Consider the following 19212-nt stretch of genomic DNA (forward strand, 5'->3'; position numbering starts at 1 on the left):
TCTTCCTCTAGACGGCCGGCACCAGGAGGCGCCGGGCGAAAGCTTCGATCAACGCGAAGCCGTCTTCGCGGAACTCCAGGTGGGCCTGCGTCGCCAGGATCCGTCCGTCGTCGGACAGGATGACCTCGACCGGGCAGTCCGCGGAGCGGCCGATCACCGAGAACCCCGCAGGCGCCCGGTCCACGTACAGGGTGTGCCGCTGGAACAGGGACACGGTCCGCTTGACGCCGGCCAGGAGCCCGCCGCCGGTTTCGAGGTCGACCGGGAAGTTCCCGACCCGCTGCTTGCCGCGTTCGAGCTCGGCCCCGTTCGCCAGGGCCAGAACGTGCATCCCGCCGCACACACCGAGGGTCGGCACGCCCGATCCCCGGACCAGATCGACGACGTGCCGGTAGTCACCGACGTGGGCCGGGACCTTGGTACCGCTCAGCACCAGGGCTTGGTGCCGGCCGAGCAACCCGACCGGCGCGTCGGCGACCGGCACGACGTCCGTCTCCAGGCCGAGCCGTTCGAACTTCCGGCGCAGCGGTCCGATGGAGAGACTGCCGTTGTCGATGATCAGTACGCGCGGCACTGTCACGACGTCGCACCCCCCAGAAGAGCGGTCGCCGTGATTTCGACCAGGAACTCCTCGCGCGCGAATCCCGAGACCTGGATGATCGAGCTGGTGGGCGGGCTCGCGCCCAGCCGCTTGTTGCGCACGGCGGTCACGGCGGAGAAGTCCGCCATGTCCACGATGTAGACCGTCAGGGCCGCGAGGTCGTCGACGCTGCCGCCGGCCTCCTCGAGGATTTCCTCGAGGAGGTCGAAGATCCGCTCTGTCTGCTTTCCGGCGTCGCCGATCGCCGTCGGCGCGCCGTCCGGCCCTTTGGCGACCTGGCCGCTGATGAACAGCAGAGCTGATCCGGCGGACAGCGCTCGGACCGCCGTCGAGTAGTTGCCTGCCGGGTCCGGGTGCGAGGCCGGCTGCACGACCGTGCGAGACGATGTCATGTTCGGTGCTCCGTTCTCGGTGCGTTCGGGTTTCCCTCGCGGGTGATCGCGGTGCCGGCGCCGCCCGCCACCATGGCGGTGACCGATCCGTTGCCCAGGACGACTTCCGGTGTTCCGTTCTCGAGGGCTTCGACGGCGGCCCGGAGCTTCTTCCGCATACCGCCGGTGGTCTTGCCGTCGCGGTGCCGGATCGCCTCCGCCGCAGCGAGCCTCTCGACCGGCTCGCCGTCGATGAAGAAGTTCGGGACGTCGGTCACGAGCACCAGCGCCGCCGCTCCGAGGGCACCGGCGAGGGCCGCGGCGGCCCGGTCGGCGTCGGTGTTCACCGTCCGGCCACCGGCGTCGCGAGCCAGCGGCGTGACCAGCGTGCTCGCCGGATCCGGGGAGCACGCCGTCAGCCGGGACGGGTCCACCGACGCCACCGGCCCGACGAGGTTGTCGAGCTCCACCAAGCGTCCGTCCTGCCACCACAACCGCTCCCCCGGCCCGGCCAGCAGCAGTCCGTCACAGCCGAGCACGCCTTCGACGCGCAGGCCCCGGGCCGCCAGTTTCCCGGCGATGGCCGCGCGCACCGATGCGGAGACGACCCGGATGTCCTCGATCACCTGCGGTGTGGTCCACCGGCTGCGGTTCCCGTAGCGGTCGCGCAGGAACGCGGCGGGCCGGCCGTGGCGGGGATCGAACCGTCCCAGCGGCCCGGACCAGCCGTGGACCAGCAGGACGCGCCGGGCCCGGATGACACCGGCGAGGTCGTCCCACCAGAGCTCGTCGAGCTGCTCCACGCAGCTGCCGCCGAGCTTGACCACCAGCGGGGCGCTCACGCCGGCACCACCGGCTGCATGGTCAGCCCGAGTTCCGGCTGGTGCCCGAACCGCTGGTTGACGGCTTGCACGGCCTGCCCCGCCGCCCCCTTGACGAGGTTGTCCAAGGCCGCCAGCGCGACGATCCGGCCGTCGCCTTCGGGGTCGTACAGCGCCGTGACGTCGCAGAAGTTGGACCCCAGCACGGCCTGCGGGTCCGGCATCGGGATCATCGTCTCCGCGTGGTCCCGCACGCGGACGAAGGGGTGTGGCTTGTAGTACCGCAGGTAGGCGCGCGCCAGCGTGCGGGCGTCCATCGGCCAGTTCCCGGACACGTAGCAGCTGGCCAGCAGGCCACGCACGTGCGCGACGCCGTAGGCCGACATCGTCAGGGAAACGGACGCGTCGGGCGCCCGCTCGGCGAAGAATCCCCGGACCTCGGCGGCGTGCCGGTGGCCGAGCGGGGCGTACGGGGTGATCGCGCCGCTGCGGTAGGGGTGCAGGTTGGCGCGCCGCAGGCGCAGGCCGCCGCCGCTGGATCCGCTCTTGCCGTCCACCAGCACCGTGCTCTCCGCCAGCTTCAGCCCGAAGACCAGCGGAGCGAGCGCCAGCGTGATGGCCGTGGCGTAGCAGCCGGGCAGGGAGATCAGGTCCGCGTCCGTCAGCTCGTCCGCGATCAGCTCGGGCACGCCGTAGGTGACGCTCGCCACCAGCTTGGGATCACGGTGGACGCCGGGGTACCAGCGGTCGTGGGCCGCCGCCGATCGAAGACGGAAGGCCCCGCTCAGATCGATCACCGTGGTGCCTCGGCCGGACAAGGCGGGGACGAGTTCCGCCGAGACGCCGGCCGGGGTGGCGAGGAGCACGACGTCGCACCGCCGGTGGATCTCGGGCGCCGACACCGCCTCGATGACAGCGCCCGCCGGGCTCCGCAACCCCGGGTGGACGGCCACCAGCGGCTTGCCGACGTTCCGGGAACCGCCGAGGAACGCCGGCTCCAGGTGCGGGTGCTGGTCGATGATGCGCACCAGCTCCCCGCCCGCCAGACCCGAGGCGCCGATGATCCCGACGCGCGTCACGACAGGCTCTTCTGGAGGTAGTCGCCGAGCACCGCCACGATGTCGACCTCCGACGTCTCGGCGATCGCCCGGAACGCCGGCGCGTGGTTCACCTCGTTGACCACCAGCGAACCGGCCTGGTCGAACAGGTCCACGCCGTAGATGCCGGGCCCGAGGACGTCGACGACCCGGTCCACGATCTGCCGCAGCTCCACGCCGTGGGCGAGACCGCGCTGCGTCGAGCCCGTCGCGGCGTTGCTCCGCCATTCACCGTCACCGCTGCTCTCGAACTCCGCCGCGGCGACGATCTCGTGTCCGACCACGAAGCACCGGATGGAGCGGCTGCCCAGGTAACGCTCGACCAGGCACGCCTGCTCGAACGCGTGCCCGAGATCTTCGATGTAGTCGTACAGCGACTGCGCGGTATCCGCGTCCCGGATGAGGAACACCCGCCGGCCCATACCGCCGAAGACGGGTTTGATCACCAACGGCAGCGGCAGCTCGGCCACGGCCGAGCGGAAGTCCTTGCGGGACAACACGAGCCGGAACTCCGGCACCGGGATCTCGTGCTCGTGCAGGACCGAGCGCGTCAGCAGCTTGTTCTCGCTCGTGCGGATCGCGGCGGCGCTGTTGATCGTCGGTACGCCGTGAGCGGCGAAGGCGGCGGCGAGCAGGCCGCCGCGGGTGTAGCTCCGGCTCCTGACGAGCACCAGGTCGTCCGCGTTCAGGGATCCGGTCGGGGGAACGCCCAGCCCCAGCGATTCGTCGTTCATCCACGGTGCGCGGATTCCCCGTCTTTCGAGCTCGGTGGTCAGCTCCCGCTCTTCCCACCCGATCCGGTCGGCGACGATCGCGATCCTTCCGCCCGCTTCCCCGTCCCGGTCGGCACGGCTCACTGACCCCAGTCCCTGAGCTGCTTCTGGACCATCTCGAGCTCGAGGACGCCGTCGTCGACGGCGTTGATCCTCAGCGTCAGCACGCATTCCGGGCAGGTGAAGGTTTCGCCGACGGCGAGCGGCGGCATGGCCAGTTTCGTCTCGCACTCCGGGCAGATACCGGTGAGCTCCATCATCGCCCCCCGGTGACCAGGTTCAGCGCCGCGTACTCGCGCGCCAGGGCCCGGATCGAGTCCCGGTCGAGGAGGGGTTTGCCGTGCTGTTCCTGGTGCGTGCCGAGCCAGGCGCAGAACAGGTCGGCGTCGACGGCGGGTTCTTGCCCGTCGAGCGCGAACTCGACCAGGGCCGGCGACAGCCGGGAGCGGACGCGCAGCGATCGCGCGTTCCCCACCACTTCGGCCGGGGTGGTCTCGTACGCTTCCGGGTGCAGCAGCTGCCCCAGCAGCTCGTAGGCGTAGGCGTGTCGTGTGGTGGGGCCCGGCATGAAGGCCGAACCGAACCCGCCCCGGCGAATCGCCTCCTGGGTCAGCTCGGTCAGCAACGAGAGGTCGTGACGGGTGTTGCCGTAGGCCGCGCGGAGCGTGCACAGGACTTCGGCGAGCGGGCTGTTCCCGCCGCGCTCGCCGATCCCGCCCACGGTCGTCGAAATCCACGTCGCGCCGGCGTCGAACGCCGCGAACGAGTTGGCGACCGCCATCCCCAGCATGTTGTGCGAATGCATCTCGATCTCGGCGCCGTCGATCGCCACGAGGCCGGCGACCAGCTCGGCGCAGTCCTGCGGGCGCAGCGTCGCGACGGTTTCGGCGAGCCTGAACCGATCCGCACCCGCGGCGAAACCCGCGGCCACGTAGTCATTGAGACGCTCGACGTCGGTGCGTGCGGCGTCTTCGCCGCTGAAGGTGACGTGAAAGCCGAGGTCCTTGGCCTGGTGGATGGCCGATTTCGCCAGTGTTTTCAGATAGCCGAGGCTCGAGGAAGCCAGCTTCAGCTCCGCGTGCCTGGCCGAGGTCGGGATCGACAGCATGATCGACCGGCAGCCGAGCCGACCGGCCTCCGCGAGCGCTCCGGCGACCTGGTCGCGGTCCCTGACCATCACCAGGCTCAAGCTGCGTTCGGGGCCGACTTCGTTGTGCACGGCCGAAATGAGGTCGGCGTCCGGTGAGCCGGCCCCCGAGATGATGCCCACTTCGACCAGGTCCACTCCGACACCGGCGAGAAGGCCGGAGATGCGCGCGGCGTCATCAGTGGTGAACTCCACGCCCGCCATGTGCGCGGAATCCCGCAAGGTGGCGTCCGAGATATACGGAAAAGTTGTGCTTCTTACCGGGTCTGCAGATTCCATTGGACAGCTTTCTATGACGAGTTGGCGATATTATGAGTTCGACACAGCCAGATGTGACTGCTTGTTTGCCCATCCCCTGGCAGTTCCTCACCCAGCAGAAACCGCGCCTTATCCGGTATACCGCACCGATCTTGACGGCGCAACCCGGCCCAGGCCACCCGCCGGCGTCGCTTCGTTCGTCGATTCTCCAGAAAATTGCGCACTACCGACCCGCCTGGCGGTACCACGTCGAGAAACACCAGAAACAGTGCACGGCCATGTTTATCGGGAAATTCTGTTGAATAGTGATCACCCGTGGCACCGCGCCGCGTTTTTTGGTGCGACACCTGTACGAAATCACGGTTTTCGCGATCACGGCGACGAGCCACGCACGGGCGGCGTCGCCGCGACCAGGTGAACGAACACCCCCGGCCACGGCAACCGAAACGCAAAACGGCGACCTGCCCCGAACGAGCACAGGGGTTCCGATGACGGAGCATCGGTGTTTTGATGGCTTGATGGAGCTGGGACTGATTCTCGGTTTTGCCGGAGCATGCGTGGTGCTCAACCTGGTACCGGGACCGGGAATGATGTTCATGATCGCCCACGGAATGGCCGGCGGACGCCGTGGGGGCGTCGCCGCCGCGTTGGGTATGGCCAGCGGCACCGTCGTGCACACGGTCGCGGCCGCGCTGGGTTTGAGCGCGCTCCTGCGCGCCGCTCCTGCCGCCCTCGAAATCGTGAAGATCATCGGTGCGGTTTTCCTGCTGTACCTGGCGGTGATGACCTTGGTGTCGGCCAGGAGATCGGCGACACCTTTCGCGCTGCGCACGAACGCGCGGACCACCGCGCGCCGGACCTACGTGTCGGCGGTGTTCACGAACCTCGCGAACCCGAAGGTCGTCCTCTTCTACCTGGCCTTCGTGCCCCAATTCCTCACTCCCGGAGGCTGGGCCGTGTCCGCCCAGATCCTGACGCTGGGGACCGTCCTGATCGCCATCGGCCTCGCCATGGACAGTGCGGTCGGAATCGCGGCCGGCACGTTTTCCGCATTGCTGCTCCGGAAACCGAAGTTCCAACGCCGGATCAAAGAGTTTTCCGCTGTCATTTTCGGCGGCCTGGCAGTGCGCTTGCTCACGGAGAATTTGTGAGCCGTTCAGCCACGTGCGGCCACCCGCGAGCACGACGACGAGACCGTCGCTTCAGGCTCGACGCGGAATTGCCCGGGCAATTCCGCGTCGATGAGCGGAGAATCCGGCCGGCGGCCGTGCAGTCGTTCCCGATCACCCCGAGACTCTTACGGGGTCTTGAGGATGCCCCCGTCGACGGTCCAGTTGGAGCCCACCGCGCTGGGCATCGCCGGCGACGCCAGCAGGAGCACCGCCCGGGCGATCTCGGCGGGCTCGATCAGCTTGCCGGTCACCATTCCCGACTGCTCGGGCATCGCCGCGAGCACCGTCTCCTGGTCGACGCCCATGCTCGCCGACAGCCGTCCCACGTAGCCGTCCGGGCTCGTCAGGATCGCGGTCCGGGTGGCGCCGGGGGTGACGACGTTGACCCGGACGCCCGTTTCTCCCAGCTTCTCCGCCAGTCCACGGGAGAACGCGCTCAGCCCGGCCTTGGCCGCGGCGTAGGACAGCGGCACCCCGCGCGGGTCGCGCGCGGAGCTCGAACCGATGTTCACGATCGCGCCTCGCGCCCGCGACAGCGCCGGCAGCGCGGCCCGGGTCATCTCCACGGCGGCGCCGAGGTTCAGCGCGAGGACGTCGCTCCACACCGCGCCGGAACCGCCGATGGGGTCGAGGAGATCGGCCTCGGCCACATCGCCGCCGCCGGCGTTGTTGACGAGCACGTCGAGGCGCGGGTCGGCCGCGAGCACGGTGTCGAGCACCCGCCGCGGCGCGCCGGCGTCGAGGAGGTCGGCGGACACGAAGGTCGCGCCGGTGGCTTCGAGCTCGGGAGTGCTCTTCCTCGACACAGCAACGACTTCGGCGCCTTCGGCGAGGAACGCCTCGACCGTCGCCAGTCCGATGCCCCTGCTCGCCCCCGTCACGAGGACGCGCTTGCCCGCAAGATCCAGATCCATGATGGTTTCCTTTCGCGTCTGACTTGACTGCACAAATGCTACACGAGAGTCTCATTTAGTCCAGGAGTCGAGACGGCTGCGCTTCGAATGTAGGCTGATCCGGGACGAGGAGGGGTTCGGATGAGTGCAGACGCGGGACCGCGGCGCTTGCGGGCGGACGCGGAGCGCAGCACGGCGCGGATCCTGGCGGCCGCGGAGGAAGTGCTCGCCGTCGACGCGAACGCCACGCTGGAGCGGATCGCCGACGCCGCGGGGCTCGCGCGCGCCACCGTCCACCGCCGGTTCTCGTCCCGCAAGGTGTTGCTGGAGGCGCTGACCGGCGTGCTCAACGACCGCTACCTGCGCGGCCTCGACCAGGCGCGAGTGGCGACGGCCCCGCCCGTCGCGGCGCTGTACCGGCTGACCGAGCTGCTCTTCGAGCTCAAGGTCGGCAGCCGGGCGATCATGGAACTCACCGCGGACCCGGCCACCCGGATGACACCCATGAGCCCCGAGGTCACGGCCGGGCTCGAGCTGCTGTTCAGGCGGTTGCGCGAAGCCGGCGAAATCACCGCCACCGACACCGCGTGGTGCTGCGCCCTCTACCTGGCCGTCGTCCACGAAGCAGCACGGCTGCCGACGGACTCCCCGGCGCTGGGCACCGCGGCGGGCGAGGTGGGCGCGCGGGCCGACCTGACCTACCGGACCGTGCTGGCCGCACTGGGTGGCGACCGGCCGCACGTCGAGTTCTAGCAGGAAGGGTCGACCCGCCGCCGACGTGAGGACCTGCTCGGCAGCGGCGTGACACAGGCCATCTGGACAGTTCGTCCACTCGATATACGCTGAGTCCATGAGCAACGAGCACCCCTACCCGCCGGCCTTCCGCAGCGGCGATCTGGTTTCCGTGTCCGGGCGGCTCGGTGTCACCGGGACCGGCGAGCTGGTGCCGGGAGGGTTCGACGCCGAGTGCCCGCAGGCCTTCACCAACCTCGACGCCGCGCTGCGGTCGGTGGGCGCGAGCCGGGCCGACGTCGTGAAGGTCGTGGCCTACCTGACCGACATCGCCGACCGGCCCGGCCTCAACGCCGTCTACGAGGGGTTCTTTGCCGAGCCTCGGCCCGCGCGCACCTGCGTCGGGGTGGCGTCGCTGCCCTACGGCGCGGTGGTCGAGGTCGAGGCGCTCGCCCGGGTGCGGGATGCCTGAGGTCCCCGAGCGGGACGCGATCCTCGCGGCACTCGCCCCGGTCGCCGACGGCATCGCCGCGACCCTCGGCTCGTTCTGCGAGGTCGTCGTGCACGACTTCCGGCAGCCGGACAGCTCGGTCGTCGCGATCGCCGGGTCGGTCACCGAACGCTCGGTGGGCGGGTCGATGAGCGAGATCGGCATGGGCCTGCTCGCCCGGGGTGACGACGCCGAGGACCAGCTGAACTACGTCACCCGCACCGCGTCCGGGAAACTGGTGAAGTCCTCGACGATGCTGGTGCGCGACAGCGGCGGTGCGGTGTTCGGCGCGCTCTGCGTGAACCTCGACGTCACCGCGCTGGGGCAGCTGCGGACCCTGGTCGGCGAACTGGCCGACGTCGGCACGACCGCGGAACCGCCGACGACCACCTTCGGCGACGACGTCGACGCCGTGGTCGACGCGATCGTCGACGAGCACCAGCTGCGCCTGAGCAAACCCTGGGCCGCGCTCAGCCGCGACGAGCGGCTGGACCTGTTCCGCAGCCTGCACGCCCGCGGCGTGTTCGCCGTGCGGCGGGCGGTGCCGCAGGTCGCGGCCCGGATCGGCATCTCCCGGGCCTCCGCCTACAACTACCTCGCCGACATCCGCGCCCAAGGAGCACCATGACCGCGCCCGTGACCCTCGACGACATCCGCGACGCCGCCGCCCGGCTGGCCGGCGTCGCGCACCGGACTCCGGTGGTCCGCTCCCGCACCCTCGACGACCTCGTCGGCGCCGAGGTGCTGATCAAGTGCGAGAACCTGCAACGCATCGGGGCCTTCAAGTTCCGCGGCGCGTACAACGCCGTCTCGCGCCTCACGCCGGAGCAGCTGGCCAAGGGCGTGGCCGCCTACTCCTCGGGCAACCACGCCCAGGCCGTCGCGCTCGCCGCGCGGGAACTCGGGAGCAGCGCGGTGATCCTCGTCCCCGAGGACACCCCGAAGTCCAAAGTGGACGCGACCCGGGGCTACGGCGCCGAGATCGTCACCTACGACCGGTACACCGGCGACCGGGTCGCGATCGGGCAGGCGCTGGCCGCCGAGCGCGGGCTCGCGCTGATCCCGCCCTACGAGCACCCGCACGTCATCGCCGGTCAGGGGACCGCGGCGCTGGAACTGCTGGAGGAGGCCGGTTCGCTGGACACGCTGGTCGTCCCGGTCGGCGGCGGCGGCCTCATCGCGGGCAGTTCCACGGCCGCGAAGGCACTGCGGCCCGGCATCCGGGTCGTCGGCGTCGAACCGGCCGCGGGTGACGACACCAAGCGGTCGCTGGCGGCCGGCGAGCGTGTCGCGATCCCCGTGCCCCACACGATCGCCGACGGCCAGGCCGCCGAGATCCCCGGCGAGCTCACGTTCTCGATCAACCGGAACCTCGTCGACGAGATCGCGCTGGTCACCGACGACGCCATCCGGGACGCGATGCGGTTCGCCTTCGAGCGGCTGAAGCTCGTCCTCGAACCCAGCGGCGCGACCGGGATCGCCGCGTTGCTCAGCGGGCAGATCACCGCGCCGGGCCGGGTCGGCGTGATCCTCAGCGGCGGCAACATCAGCCCGGAGCGCTTCGCCGAGCTGCTCGGCGGCTGATCCGTCGGGTTGCACAGCAGCGGCCGGGTGAAGAGACGCGAGACGACGTGGGCGTCACACGTACGGGACGCGGCATGATCACCCAGCCCGAGAAACCTCGGGCTGGGTGGGTACCCCGTCCGGCTGGGATCGGCATCAGGCGATGCCAGCCGGACGCCGACGGCAGCTTTGTCCACGAGTGACCGGATCGTGACGCAACTTGGCGCGGGGTCGAACGTCTGATGGACCGTGAGAGTGATCCGCATCGCCGGGCTCGGCCTGGTGACCCTGCTGTTGGCCGCGTGCAGTGGACAAAACGAGACCGGCGGGACCGCCCAGGCAGTCGGCGCGGTCGGAGTGGCCGGGACGGCCACGGTGCCCGGGATGCCGGCCGCGACGGTGGCGTTCGAGGGCGGCGACCAGCTGAGCCCGAAGGACCCGATCGTGGTCCGGGCCTCGGGTGGCACGTTGCAGGCGGTCACGGTCACCAACCCGCAGACCGGCAACGCCGTCAAGGGCGCCCTGTCGCCGGACAAGACGACCTGGACCAGCGCGGACACCCTGCGGTACGGGGCCACCTACCAAGCGGTCGCCACCGCGGTGAACCAGGCCGGTGCGGCGACCGAGCAACGCGGGGAAGTGCACACCCTCAAGCCGTCCGGGGTCGCCACCGCCTCGCTGTTCCAGCCGGCGTCGGGTGACATCGGCGTCGGCCTGGTCATCGGGCTGAAGTTCGACCACGACATCACCGACAAGGCCACGGTGGAGAAGTCCTTCAAGGTGACGTCCTCGCCCGCGCAGGGCGGCGGCTGGTACTGGGTGAGCAAGCGCGAGGTGCACTTCCGGCCGAAGGAGTACTGGAAGGCCGGCTCGACGGTGAAGCTCGAGACCACGACCTTCGGGATGCCGATCGGGGGCGGGGTGTACGGCGGCCAGGACGTCTCGGCCGGCTACAAGGTGCACGACTCCTGGGTCGCCAAGGCGGACGGCAAGACGCACCAGATGAAGGCGTTCCACAACGGGCAGCTGGTGAAGACCGCGCCGATCAGCATGGGCAAGACCGTCGACACCCCGCCGCGGGGCCCGACGCCGACGTTCAACGGCACCCACACGGTCCTGTCGAAGGTGGACCACACGATCATGGACTCCTGCAGCTACGGCGTGTGCGAAGGCGACCCCGGCTACTACAAGGCACCGGAGAACTGGGACGTCCGGATCTCCAACGACGGCGAGTACCTGCACGAGAACCTGAAGACGGTCGGCGTGCAGGGCAGCGACAACGTCTCCAACGGCTGCCTCAACATGAACACCGAGAACGCCAAGTGGTTCTTCGACAACTTCAACACCGGCGACGTCGTCGAGGTCACCAACTCGGGCGGCCCGCAGCTGTCGATCAACAACGGCCACGGCGACTGGGCGATCAGCTGGAGCGCCTGGCAGGCCGGCAGCGCCCTGCGCGGCTGAGCAACGCTCAGCGGGCGATGGTGCGCATCAACGTTTCGAGGTCGCGCTCGCCGTCGCGTGTCTGAACCCCGTTCGGCAACGCCGCGGCCATCAGCTTCTGCACGGCGGGCGATTCGACCTGGGACGCCCAGGCGTCGTGCTCGCGCAGGTACCCGGCGGTGAGGTCGTCGGCGGGCAAAGCCCGCTTCACCGCGGCGATGACCCCGTCGGGCAGCGCGGCGATGTTGCGGGCGACCCGGTCGACGAAACCGCGCAGCTCGGCGGCCGGCACAGCCCGGTTGATCCAGCCGTAAGCCGCGGCGGTCTCGGCGTCGAACAGGTCGGCGGCCAGGACGATCTCCAGAGCGCGGTTGCGCCCGACCCGCTCACGCAGGTACTGCGTGCCGCCGCCACCCGGAACGATGCCCATGAGCGCCTCGATCTGACCGAGCCCGGCCGTCTCGGCCGCGGCGAACGCCATGTCCGCGGCCGCGACGAACTCCGCGCCACCACCGCGGGCCTTGCCCGCGAGCTCGACGATCGTCACCTGGGGCTGGTGGCGCAGCAGCTCGCCGACGGCCTGGAACACGTTGACCCCCGCCGGTGCCGCCTTGGCGAGCTCGTCGAGGCCGTCGGCGTCCTCCAGGATCAGCATGTCGACGTGGGCGAGGAAGAACTCGGGATCGGCGCCGGCGAAGACGATGACCCGGACCGACGGGTCGTCGCGGAGCCCGTCGAGCAGGGTGCGCAGCTCCCGCATCATCGTCGCGCCGAGCACGTTCACCGGCGGGTTGTGCAGCACGACGCGGGCGACGCCGCGATCGGTGCTCACGTGCAGGGTCGAGTAGGGCTGTTCGGTCATCACGGATCCCTTGCGTTGCTGATCGGCCTGTAGGTTTGCGATGCATACCCATGCTGGTCAGCACGACGACGAAGATCAAGAAAGCACTTTGGGAGAACCAGGGATCATGAGGGATACCTACCTGCTCGGCGCGGCCGCGGATGCCACCGGCGGCCGGGTCGTGTTCCGCTCGGACTGCCCCAGCCGGCCGATCCTCGACCAGATCGCGGACAAGTGGTCCATGATGATCATGGCGGTACTGGAGCGGCCGACGCGGTTCAACGAGCTGATGCGCCGGCTGGAGGGGGTCACCCAGCGGGTGCTCACCCAGTCGCTGCGCCGCCTGGAACGCAACGGGATGATCCGCCGCACCGTGCTGCCGACCTCACCGGTCGGCGTCGAGTACTCCCTGACGCCGCTGGGCGAGTCACTGCGCGAGCCGTTCGGTCACCTCTACTCCTGGACGGTCGAACACAGCGCACAGATCCAGCAAGCTCAGCTGGCCTACGACCACGGCGCCGATTCGAGGTCCACGCCGTGAGCCCATTGTGAAAGCGCTTTCTCACGCGAGATTCAATCATTCACGAACGGGCGGGAAATGATCGATTGACCGTGTGGTCCGCGTCCTGCCCTCGGATATTGACCCCTGCGGCGTGCACGTCTAACGTTCGATCACTGTGGTCGGCTCCACCGAAGACGTCTTCCGCTGGGTGACGGCAGTCGCTCCGCGGGCGGGAACGGAGAAGCGCGTGCCGAAGATCGTGCGAGCCCTCGTGACGGCCCTGGCCCTCACCGGCGTCGCGGCCGTTCCCGCCGCCGCCGCGATCACCGGTCCGACGGTGACCAGCACCGCCACCACCGTCACCTACCAGATGAGCTACACCGGCGCGCCCGCGTTCGCGCGGGTCTACCTCGACGTCGACCGGAACACCGGCACGGGGTTCGCCCAGGGGGCGGTCGGCGCGGACTTCCTGCTGGAGAACGGATCCCTCTACCGGCACGCGGGCGGCGGATGGGCGTGGACGCCGGTGAAATCGGTGCCGTTCACCTCGTCGGGCGGGATCGCCCGCTGGACGGTGGACCGGGCCGACATCGGCGAATCGGCGAGCCCGAACGACGCCGACGCGGTGTTCCAGGTCGAAGCCCCGGTGGAGACCTCCGCCAAGATCACCTACACCTACACCGGAGGTGCGAGCGGTCCGGTCTACCAGCCCTCGGCCGACCTCATCGCCAACCCGGAACGCGGGCTCTACCACCACACCCAGGACTGCGACAAGGCCGACTTCTCCGCCGACACGCTGCGCCAGTACCGGGTCTCGCAGGGCATCACGCTGGTGATGTGCATCTTCTACCTCGCCGAGTACAAGGCCACGCCGATCGCCCAGAGCGCGCTGGACCGGCTGGGCCGGCAGTTCGCCGCGGCCCGCGCGGCGGGGGTGAAACTGGTGCTGCGCTTCGCTTACACGGCGTCGGACGCCGGAGACGACGCGCCGAAGGACCGCGTGCTCGGGCACCTGGACCAGCTCGCGCCGTACCTCAAGGCGAACGCGGACGTCATCGACGTGGTGCAGGCGGGGTTCATCGGCGCGTGGGGCGAGTGGTACTACACGCGCAACTTCGGCAACGCGGGCGCGATCACCTCGGCGGACTGGGCGAACCGCAAGGCCGTGGTGGACAAGCTGCTGAGCGTCCTGCCCGCCACGCGGGCCGTGCAGCTGCGGACACCGAAGATCAAGCGCACCCTCTACGCGGGCGGCAACGCGCGGCTGGGCCACCACAACGACTGCTTCCTGGCCAGCGCGGACGACTTCGGCACCTACGAGAACCCGTCCGTGGAGTACCCGTACCTGGAGAGCGAGACCCGGACGGTGCCGATGGGCGGCGAGACGTGCGCACCGAACCCACCCCGTTCGGACTGCCCCACGGCCACGGGTGAGCTGTCGCGGTTCCACTGGACGTTCCTCAACACCGACTACCAGCAGGCGGTCCTGCAGTCGTGGGCGGCCCAGGGCTGCCTTGCGGACGTGACCAACCGCCTCGGCTACCGGTTCACGTTGCGCGACGGCACCTTCCCGGCCACCGCCGTGCGCGGGTCGGGCCTCGCGATCCGGCTCGGGCTCACCAACGACGGCTACGCGGCGGCGACCAATCCCCGCAACGTGGCTTTGGTGCTGCGCAACACCGCCACCGGGGCGGTGACGCGGATCCCGCTCGCCGCCGACCCCCGCACCTGGCTGCCCGGCGCGCAGACCGTGGCGCAAACCGTGACGGTGCCGTCGTCGCTGGCCCCCGGTACGTACGCGCTGCTGCTGGAGCTGGCCGATCCCCTGCTGCCCACCCGGCCCGAGTACTCCGTGCGGACGGCAAACACGGGCCTCTGGGACGCGGCGACCGGGTTCAACGACCTCCGGTCCTCGGTGACCGTGTCGTAGCGCCGCCTCGATCGGCGACGCGGCGGTGCCGTCGGGCTTGCGCGCGGCCGTGTCGAGGCCGCACGCAAGCCCGACGGCGCGACTCAGCAGGGGTCGATGTGCCAGACCGGCGTCCAGTTGTAGTTCTGGTTGTTGGACTTCGCGGTGAACTTGTCGGCGATGCCGTAGTACTGCGTGTAGAAGTACGTCACCGTGCCCGGCGTCTGGTTGTCACCCCACGAGCCGTACCCGTTCCAGTTGGGCAGGTCGATGCCACCGCAGGTGTACATCGCGATCTGGGAACCGGTGCCGTGCGGGCCGCTGTAGACGCACAGGTACCCGGGTGCCGTCCCGCCGTCGCAGGGTCCGGACGCGGCCGTGGCGCTCAGGTTCCGGGGATGGGCCTCGCCGGGCAGGGCGGCTCTGAACTCGGCGCCGGTCGCGGTCTTGACCTCGTTGAGCCCGGTCTGCTGCCCGGATGTCCTTGCGAGGTACCGGTTCACCTCGCCCTGCAGCCAGCCGACCTGGCCGGCGGTCAGGCCGGCCCGTGTCCCGTCGGCCGCGAACCGCGTCGCGGCCGAGGCCGGTGCCCCGGACAGCACCGTCGCGGCGACCGCGGCCAGCGCCGCGACGGCGAACGTCTTCCGAAAACCGAACCGCATGGTGGAGCTCCTCCTGTTTCGGGTGATCAGCGCCGCTGCCGGCGCTGAAGTGCGATGGCGGCCGCCCGGCGGCCCGGCTCGGCGGGATCGACGACGACACCCGCGCCTTCACCCGGCCGGCCCGCCCAGGCCGTGATCTTGTCCGCCACCCGCCGCAGCGCCGGGTCGCTCGGCGGGACGTCGATCTGGAACCGGGATTCCTGCACCGGGACGCAGTCGGCGCCCCACCGCACGACTCCCTCGCACTCGGCGACGATGTCGCGGATGACCGCCACGCCGGGTGGGAAGTAGCCACCGGCCACGCCGTCCGGGTAGGCCGCGGGCCGGATCGCGATCGCCGTGCCCGACCGGTGGTTGCCCGCCTCCGCCGTCGACGCGGCCCGATCGGCGCGGTAGCCGGTGAGCTCGTCCTGGCGGACCGTCGCGTCGACCTCGTAGAGGTAGCGCCGCAGGCAGTGGACCAGGATCACCGTCGCCGGTCCCGGACACAGCGAAACGGTGAGGTCACTGCCTTCCACGAGGGTCGTCACGGCCGACGGGAGCACCGGCCAGCCGTTGGCCGTCGAGGCCGCGGTCCCGTTCCGGGGCGCCGCGGACGCCGTCGCGGCCGGCAGACCGGCCACGGCGCCGCCGGCCAGGGCGAGGCTCGACAACAGCACGCGACGGCGGGAAAGCCCCGCCGGGCCGTCGGGGTCGGACAGTCGGATGGTCATCAGCCCTCCTGGGTGACGAGCGCGGCGAGGGTCTCGCCGAAGCCTTGGCAGAACGGGTCGAGCACGGAGTCGGGCAGGGAGTTGGGCTGCGCGGTGGGCACCCCGCCGGTCGTCTCGATGAGGTAGATCCGGCCGAGGGCGATCACGGTGTCGTCGGCCCGCAGCAGGGCCTCCCGCGCGAAGGCCGCGACGCTGGCCGCGGTGCCGCCCAGCCGGTCCTGCACGAACCGCTTCAGCCTCGTGGTGTAGCCGCCGAGGAGGTGGTCCTGCATCGCCTGCACGATGGTGCGGCCCCCGCGGACGGCCGTGGCGATCGTGTAGGCGGTGGAGTCCTCGAGCAGGTCCGTGAGCTTGAACGTGCCGGTCGTGTCGTCGATCCTGGCGAGCCGTTGCCGGCAGTAGTCGTACCCGGAGGCGATGCTGTCGCTGTCGCGGCGCCATTCGCCGTAGAACGTGTAGAGGTCACCGGCCCAGCCGGCGACGTCACCGCGGTTGAACGCGACGCCGGGCGGCGGCGGGATCAGGTAGGCGCCGTTGCAGGACGCGCCGAAGTGCGCCGGGTCGATGACGATCCCGTAGAACGGGTCCGGCATGTTCGCGACGTGGGTGATCCCGTGCGCGGTCGCGTACTGGATCCAGTTCTGGTCGATCGGCCCGATGAGCTGGTCGAACTGGGCGTTGTCGTAGTCCCGGTGCCGCAGGTACTGCATGACCAGCAGGTTCGGATCATTCTGCCCGTAGCCGACGGCGGCGTCGTAGATCTGCTGGAGGCTGTCGAGGAACAGCTGGACCTGGCCGTCGCCGGTGCCGCCGACCACGGCCGTGCCCGGGTCGGTGCCCGGCTGCCAGACGTCCTTGTCGATCTGGATCGCGCCGGTCCCGGAGCCGGCGGTGGTCGTCTGGATCTGGTTGAACGCCCAGTTGGCCGGCAGCGGGAACCCGAGGTTGCCGGAGAACCCGGTCGACATGCCGGACACGAACGACCAGCGAGCCAGCGTCGTCCGGGTCACCTCGGCGCAGACGTTGCGCGAGCCGTAGACGCCGTGCAGGTAGCGCTTTCCGCGGCTCGCCAAGCCGGCGACGACGCCGCGGAAGTAGGGCACGACGTAGGCGTCGATGTCCTCCTGCGTCGCGTCGTAGTCGACCGCGAAGTAGATCACCGTTCCGGGCGCGAACCCGTACCCGGCCGCCGCGTCGTGCGCAGCCGTCGCGTCGGCGACGCCCTGGGACTGGGTGAAGTAGCCGCGTTCGCCGCCGTTGTACTGCGAGATCGGGAACACCCGCAGCCCGCCGTCGAAGATGGTCTGCAGCTCGCCCGGCTTGATCTTCTTGTCCAGCCCGCCGGGTACCTGGTCGAGGTACCGGCCGACGGCGAAGTAGCCGGCGGCCTTCAACGCGGCGGCGCGCGCCGCGGTGACCGTCGTGCTGCAGTCGCAGGCGCTGCCGGGCCGGGTCGGGTCCCCGGTGGAGACCAGCAGCTGGGCCCAGGTGGCGAAGTCGGCCTGGGACGTGAGGTGCAGCGCCGAGAAACCCTGGAAGTCCGCGACGTCGGCGGCGAGGTCCGCGTCGAACGTGCCGGTGAAGCCACCCCGGTTGTTGAACACCATCGCCGCGCTGAAGAGCTGGACCCAGATCCCGGTCGAGCCCTGCTGCACGGTGTGGACGCGCAGCCCGTTCTGGGTGGTCGGCCCGAACGTGCCCGTCGCCAGGTCGTCGCTCAGCCCGAGCTCGTACTGGATCGCCATCAGCAGGTTCTTCTGGACGTCACGGGAGAAGTGCCCGTCGCACGGCATGACGAAGAAGTCGCGGCGCGGGAGGTAGCGGCCGTTCAGCCACTGCTGGACCGCGCGCACTTCGGGGCTGCCGCCGGACACCACGACGTAGGCGTCCATGGTCAGCAGGGCCTTCATCAGCTTCGGCGAGTTCTGCGACCACGACGTGCCGAGCCCGGCGTTGGCGGTCATCCCGAGCACGGCGGACTGCGTCGTCGAGTCGAAGTAGCCGCTGATCGAGCCGGCGTTGTACCCCTTGCAGTAGCAGGCGCTCTGGACGATCTTGACGATGTTCCGGTTCGTTTCGGTGTACGGGACACCGCCACGCGCGGTCAGGGCCGCCAGCGTCCCCGGGCCGAACGACGTCGAGAGCGTGGTGATGCCGATTTCGCGCTGCAGCGCCATCGTCAGCGAGTACATCGTCGACCACCCGGTGCGGCCGTCTTCAGGGCACCGCTGGTAGCCGGCCGCGGCCGTGTACGTCGCGTTGACCCATTGCTGGGCCTGAAGAACCATCTGATCGACCACTGACACTCCTCGGGCTGCGCGGCACTGCGCAGAGCCTGCGGGAGCGATCCCGGGACCGGTCCCGATCGTCGAGGACAGGTCCCGTCCCTCGACCCGGGTGGCCGGCGTCGGACTTCAGCCGAAGATCCGGGTGTGGGCCGTGAAGACCGCGTCGCCCGGGAAGTCGCCGCGGAGGATGCGCTGGTGCAGTTCGCGCAGGACCGCTCCCGGCTCCACTCCCAGGGTTTCCACCAGGTGGCGGCGGATCTGCAGGTACGCCTCCAGCGCTTCGGCCCGGCGGCCCGCGTGCGCCAGGGCCCGCATCGCCTGTGCCCACAGGCTTTCCCTCAGCGGGTTGCGTGCCGCGAGCTCCCGCAGCTCCGACGCCGCCTGGTCGTGTTCGCCCAGTTCCGCGTGCACCTGTGCCTGGCGCTCGGCCAGCGTGGTCCGGCGGTCCTCCAGCGCGAGCAGTTCGGCGTGCAGCAACGCCCCCACCCGCAGGCCTTCGCCCGCGCGGCCGCGCCACAACGCCGACGCCTGCTGGTAGTACTCCAGCGCGTCCGAATACCGGTGGAGCCGGGCGGCCGCCTCGGCCGCCGACGCGTAGCGGTCGAACAGGTCCAGGTCGCGTTCGCCGGGCTCGACGCGCAAGAGATAACCACCCGCGCGGGTGAGCAACCGGTCCTCCACGTCACCCGCTTCGCGGAGGCAGCGGCGCAGGCCGGCGACGTACGTGCGGAGGTTCGACTCCGGGCTGGCCGGCGGGGTGTCCCAGACGGCTTCGGCCAGGTAGTCGACGCTGGCGAGTTTGTTCGCACGAACCAGCAAAGCGGCGAACACGGCACGCTGCCGCGGCCCGCCCAGCTCCGCGGTCCGCCCGTTTCTTCGCGCCTCCAGCGGTCCGAGCAGGTCGAATCGCATCGAGTCCCCCTAGTCTGCCCCTCG

Annotated in this window: 21 protein-coding genes; 8 read left to right on the forward strand and 13 right to left on the reverse strand. The window is 70.3% G+C overall.

Annotated features, from left to right (window positions below; translation table 11 throughout):
* Positions 1 to 7 precede the first annotated feature (7 nt).
* Genes MUY22_RS01755 through MUY22_RS01785 form a run of 7 tightly spaced genes read right to left on the reverse strand, consistent with a single transcriptional unit; the run spans position 8 to position 5089 of the window.
* Complete coding sequence (locus MUY22_RS01755; protein ID WP_247056292.1) at positions 8 to 580, reverse strand: type 1 glutamine amidotransferase; 573 nt, start codon at positions 578 to 580, stop codon at positions 8 to 10.
* Positions 577 to 993, reverse strand: a complete 417-nt coding sequence (locus tag MUY22_RS01760) for a RidA family protein (RefSeq protein WP_247056294.1) — start codon at positions 991 to 993, stop codon at positions 577 to 579. Before MUY22_RS01760 ends, MUY22_RS01755 begins: the two co-directional genes overlap by 4 nt.
* Positions 990 to 1814 (reverse strand): hypothetical protein, encoded by an 825-nt coding sequence (locus MUY22_RS01765; RefSeq protein ID WP_247056296.1) that lies wholly within the window; start codon positions 1812 to 1814, stop codon positions 990 to 992. The genes MUY22_RS01760 and MUY22_RS01765 overlap by 4 nt, the downstream gene beginning before the upstream one ends.
* On the reverse strand, positions 1811 to 2872 hold the full coding sequence (gene argC, locus MUY22_RS01770; RefSeq protein WP_247056298.1) for an N-acetyl-gamma-glutamyl-phosphate reductase: 1062 nt from the start codon (positions 2870 to 2872) through the stop codon (positions 1811 to 1813). The genes MUY22_RS01765 and argC overlap by 4 nt, the downstream gene beginning before the upstream one ends.
* On the reverse strand, positions 2869 to 3747 hold the full coding sequence (locus MUY22_RS01775) for a RimK family alpha-L-glutamate ligase (protein WP_247056300.1): 879 nt from the start codon (positions 3745 to 3747) through the stop codon (positions 2869 to 2871). Before MUY22_RS01775 ends, argC begins: the two co-directional genes overlap by 4 nt.
* Positions 3744 to 3920 carry a hypothetical protein gene (locus MUY22_RS01780; RefSeq protein WP_247056302.1) on the reverse strand — a complete coding sequence of 59 codons (177 nt, stop codon included), beginning with the start codon at positions 3918 to 3920 and terminating at the stop codon, positions 3744 to 3746. The genes MUY22_RS01775 and MUY22_RS01780 overlap by 4 nt, the downstream gene beginning before the upstream one ends.
* On the reverse strand, positions 3920 to 5089 hold the full coding sequence (locus MUY22_RS01785; RefSeq protein WP_247056304.1) for a hypothetical protein: 1170 nt from the start codon (positions 5087 to 5089) through the stop codon (positions 3920 to 3922). The genes MUY22_RS01780 and MUY22_RS01785 overlap by 1 nt, the downstream gene beginning before the upstream one ends.
* Positions 5090 to 5586: 497 nt before the next feature.
* On the opposite strand from MUY22_RS01785, the gene MUY22_RS01790 reads away from it, so the two are divergent.
* The gene (locus MUY22_RS01790; protein ID WP_247056307.1) at positions 5587 to 6219 is read left to right on the forward strand and encodes a LysE family translocator; all 633 of its coding nucleotides are present in this window, start codon (positions 5587 to 5589) and stop codon (positions 6217 to 6219) included.
* Between the two features lie 146 nt (positions 6220 to 6365).
* Here MUY22_RS01790 and MUY22_RS01795 read toward each other — a convergent pair whose 3' ends face one another.
* A complete protein-coding gene (locus MUY22_RS01795) occupies positions 6366 to 7154 on the reverse strand; it encodes an SDR family NAD(P)-dependent oxidoreductase (protein ID WP_247056309.1) in 789 nt (262 codons plus the stop codon).
* A gap of 120 nt (positions 7155 to 7274) precedes the next feature.
* Between MUY22_RS01795 and MUY22_RS01800 the strand changes: the two genes are divergently transcribed.
* The 5 genes from MUY22_RS01800 (at position 7275) to MUY22_RS01820 (ending at position 11382) form a co-directional block, all read left to right on the forward strand.
* Entirely contained in the window at positions 7275 to 7886 is a 612-nt protein-coding gene (locus MUY22_RS01800) for a TetR/AcrR family transcriptional regulator (RefSeq protein WP_247056311.1), read from the forward strand.
* 97 nt (positions 7887 to 7983) lie between these two features.
* Positions 7984 to 8337: a RidA family protein gene (locus tag MUY22_RS01805; RefSeq protein WP_247056313.1), complete on the forward strand. Its 354-nt coding sequence runs from the start codon at positions 7984 to 7986 to the stop codon at positions 8335 to 8337.
* The gene (locus MUY22_RS01810) at positions 8330 to 8983 is read left to right on the forward strand and encodes a transcriptional regulator (RefSeq protein ID WP_247056315.1); all 654 of its coding nucleotides are present in this window, start codon (positions 8330 to 8332) and stop codon (positions 8981 to 8983) included. The genes MUY22_RS01805 and MUY22_RS01810 overlap by 8 nt, the downstream gene beginning before the upstream one ends.
* On the forward strand, positions 8980 to 9939 hold the full coding sequence (locus tag MUY22_RS01815; protein ID WP_247056317.1) for a pyridoxal-phosphate dependent enzyme: 960 nt from the start codon (positions 8980 to 8982) through the stop codon (positions 9937 to 9939). Before MUY22_RS01810 ends, MUY22_RS01815 begins: the two co-directional genes overlap by 4 nt.
* 234 nt (positions 9940 to 10173) lie before the next feature.
* Positions 10174 to 11382 (forward strand): Ig-like domain-containing protein, encoded by a 1209-nt coding sequence (locus MUY22_RS01820; RefSeq protein WP_247056319.1) that lies wholly within the window; start codon positions 10174 to 10176, stop codon positions 11380 to 11382.
* Between the two features lie 7 nt (positions 11383 to 11389).
* Here the strand turns inward: MUY22_RS01820 and MUY22_RS01825 are convergent, their stop codons facing one another.
* The gene (locus tag MUY22_RS01825) at positions 11390 to 12223 is read right to left on the reverse strand and encodes an enoyl-CoA hydratase/isomerase family protein (protein ID WP_247056321.1); all 834 of its coding nucleotides are present in this window, start codon (positions 12221 to 12223) and stop codon (positions 11390 to 11392) included.
* 106 nt (positions 12224 to 12329) lie between these two features.
* On the opposite strand from MUY22_RS01825, the gene MUY22_RS01830 reads away from it, so the two are divergent.
* Positions 12330 to 12743 carry a helix-turn-helix domain-containing protein gene (locus MUY22_RS01830; protein WP_247056323.1) on the forward strand — a complete coding sequence of 138 codons (414 nt, stop codon included), beginning with the start codon at positions 12330 to 12332 and terminating at the stop codon, positions 12741 to 12743.
* Between the two features lie 208 nt (positions 12744 to 12951).
* A complete protein-coding gene (locus MUY22_RS01835) occupies positions 12952 to 14634 on the forward strand; it encodes a DUF4832 domain-containing protein (RefSeq protein ID WP_247056325.1) in 1683 nt (560 codons plus the stop codon).
* A gap of 83 nt (positions 14635 to 14717) precedes the next feature.
* Here the strand turns inward: MUY22_RS01835 and MUY22_RS01840 are convergent, their stop codons facing one another.
* From MUY22_RS01840 to MUY22_RS01855, 4 genes are all read right to left on the reverse strand, one after another.
* Positions 14718 to 15275 carry a hypothetical protein gene (locus MUY22_RS01840; RefSeq protein WP_247056327.1) on the reverse strand — a complete coding sequence of 186 codons (558 nt, stop codon included), beginning with the start codon at positions 15273 to 15275 and terminating at the stop codon, positions 14718 to 14720.
* Positions 15276 to 15301: 26 nt separating this feature from the next.
* Entirely contained in the window at positions 15302 to 15988 is a 687-nt protein-coding gene (locus MUY22_RS01845) for a hypothetical protein (RefSeq protein ID WP_247056329.1), read from the reverse strand.
* Positions 15988 to 18288, reverse strand: coding sequence for a glycoside hydrolase domain-containing protein (locus tag MUY22_RS01850; protein ID WP_247056331.1), 2301 nt, complete (start codon positions 18286 to 18288; stop codon positions 15988 to 15990). The genes MUY22_RS01845 and MUY22_RS01850 overlap by 1 nt, the downstream gene beginning before the upstream one ends.
* Positions 18289 to 18402: 114 nt before the next feature.
* A complete protein-coding gene (locus MUY22_RS01855) occupies positions 18403 to 19188 on the reverse strand; it encodes an AfsR/SARP family transcriptional regulator (protein ID WP_247056333.1) in 786 nt (261 codons plus the stop codon).
* Between the last annotated feature and the right edge of the window lie 24 nt (positions 19189 to 19212).

Origin of the sequence: Amycolatopsis sp. WQ 127309, from assembly GCF_023023025.1 — a bacterium.
Taxonomy (GTDB): domain Bacteria; phylum Actinomycetota; class Actinomycetes; order Mycobacteriales; family Pseudonocardiaceae; genus Amycolatopsis.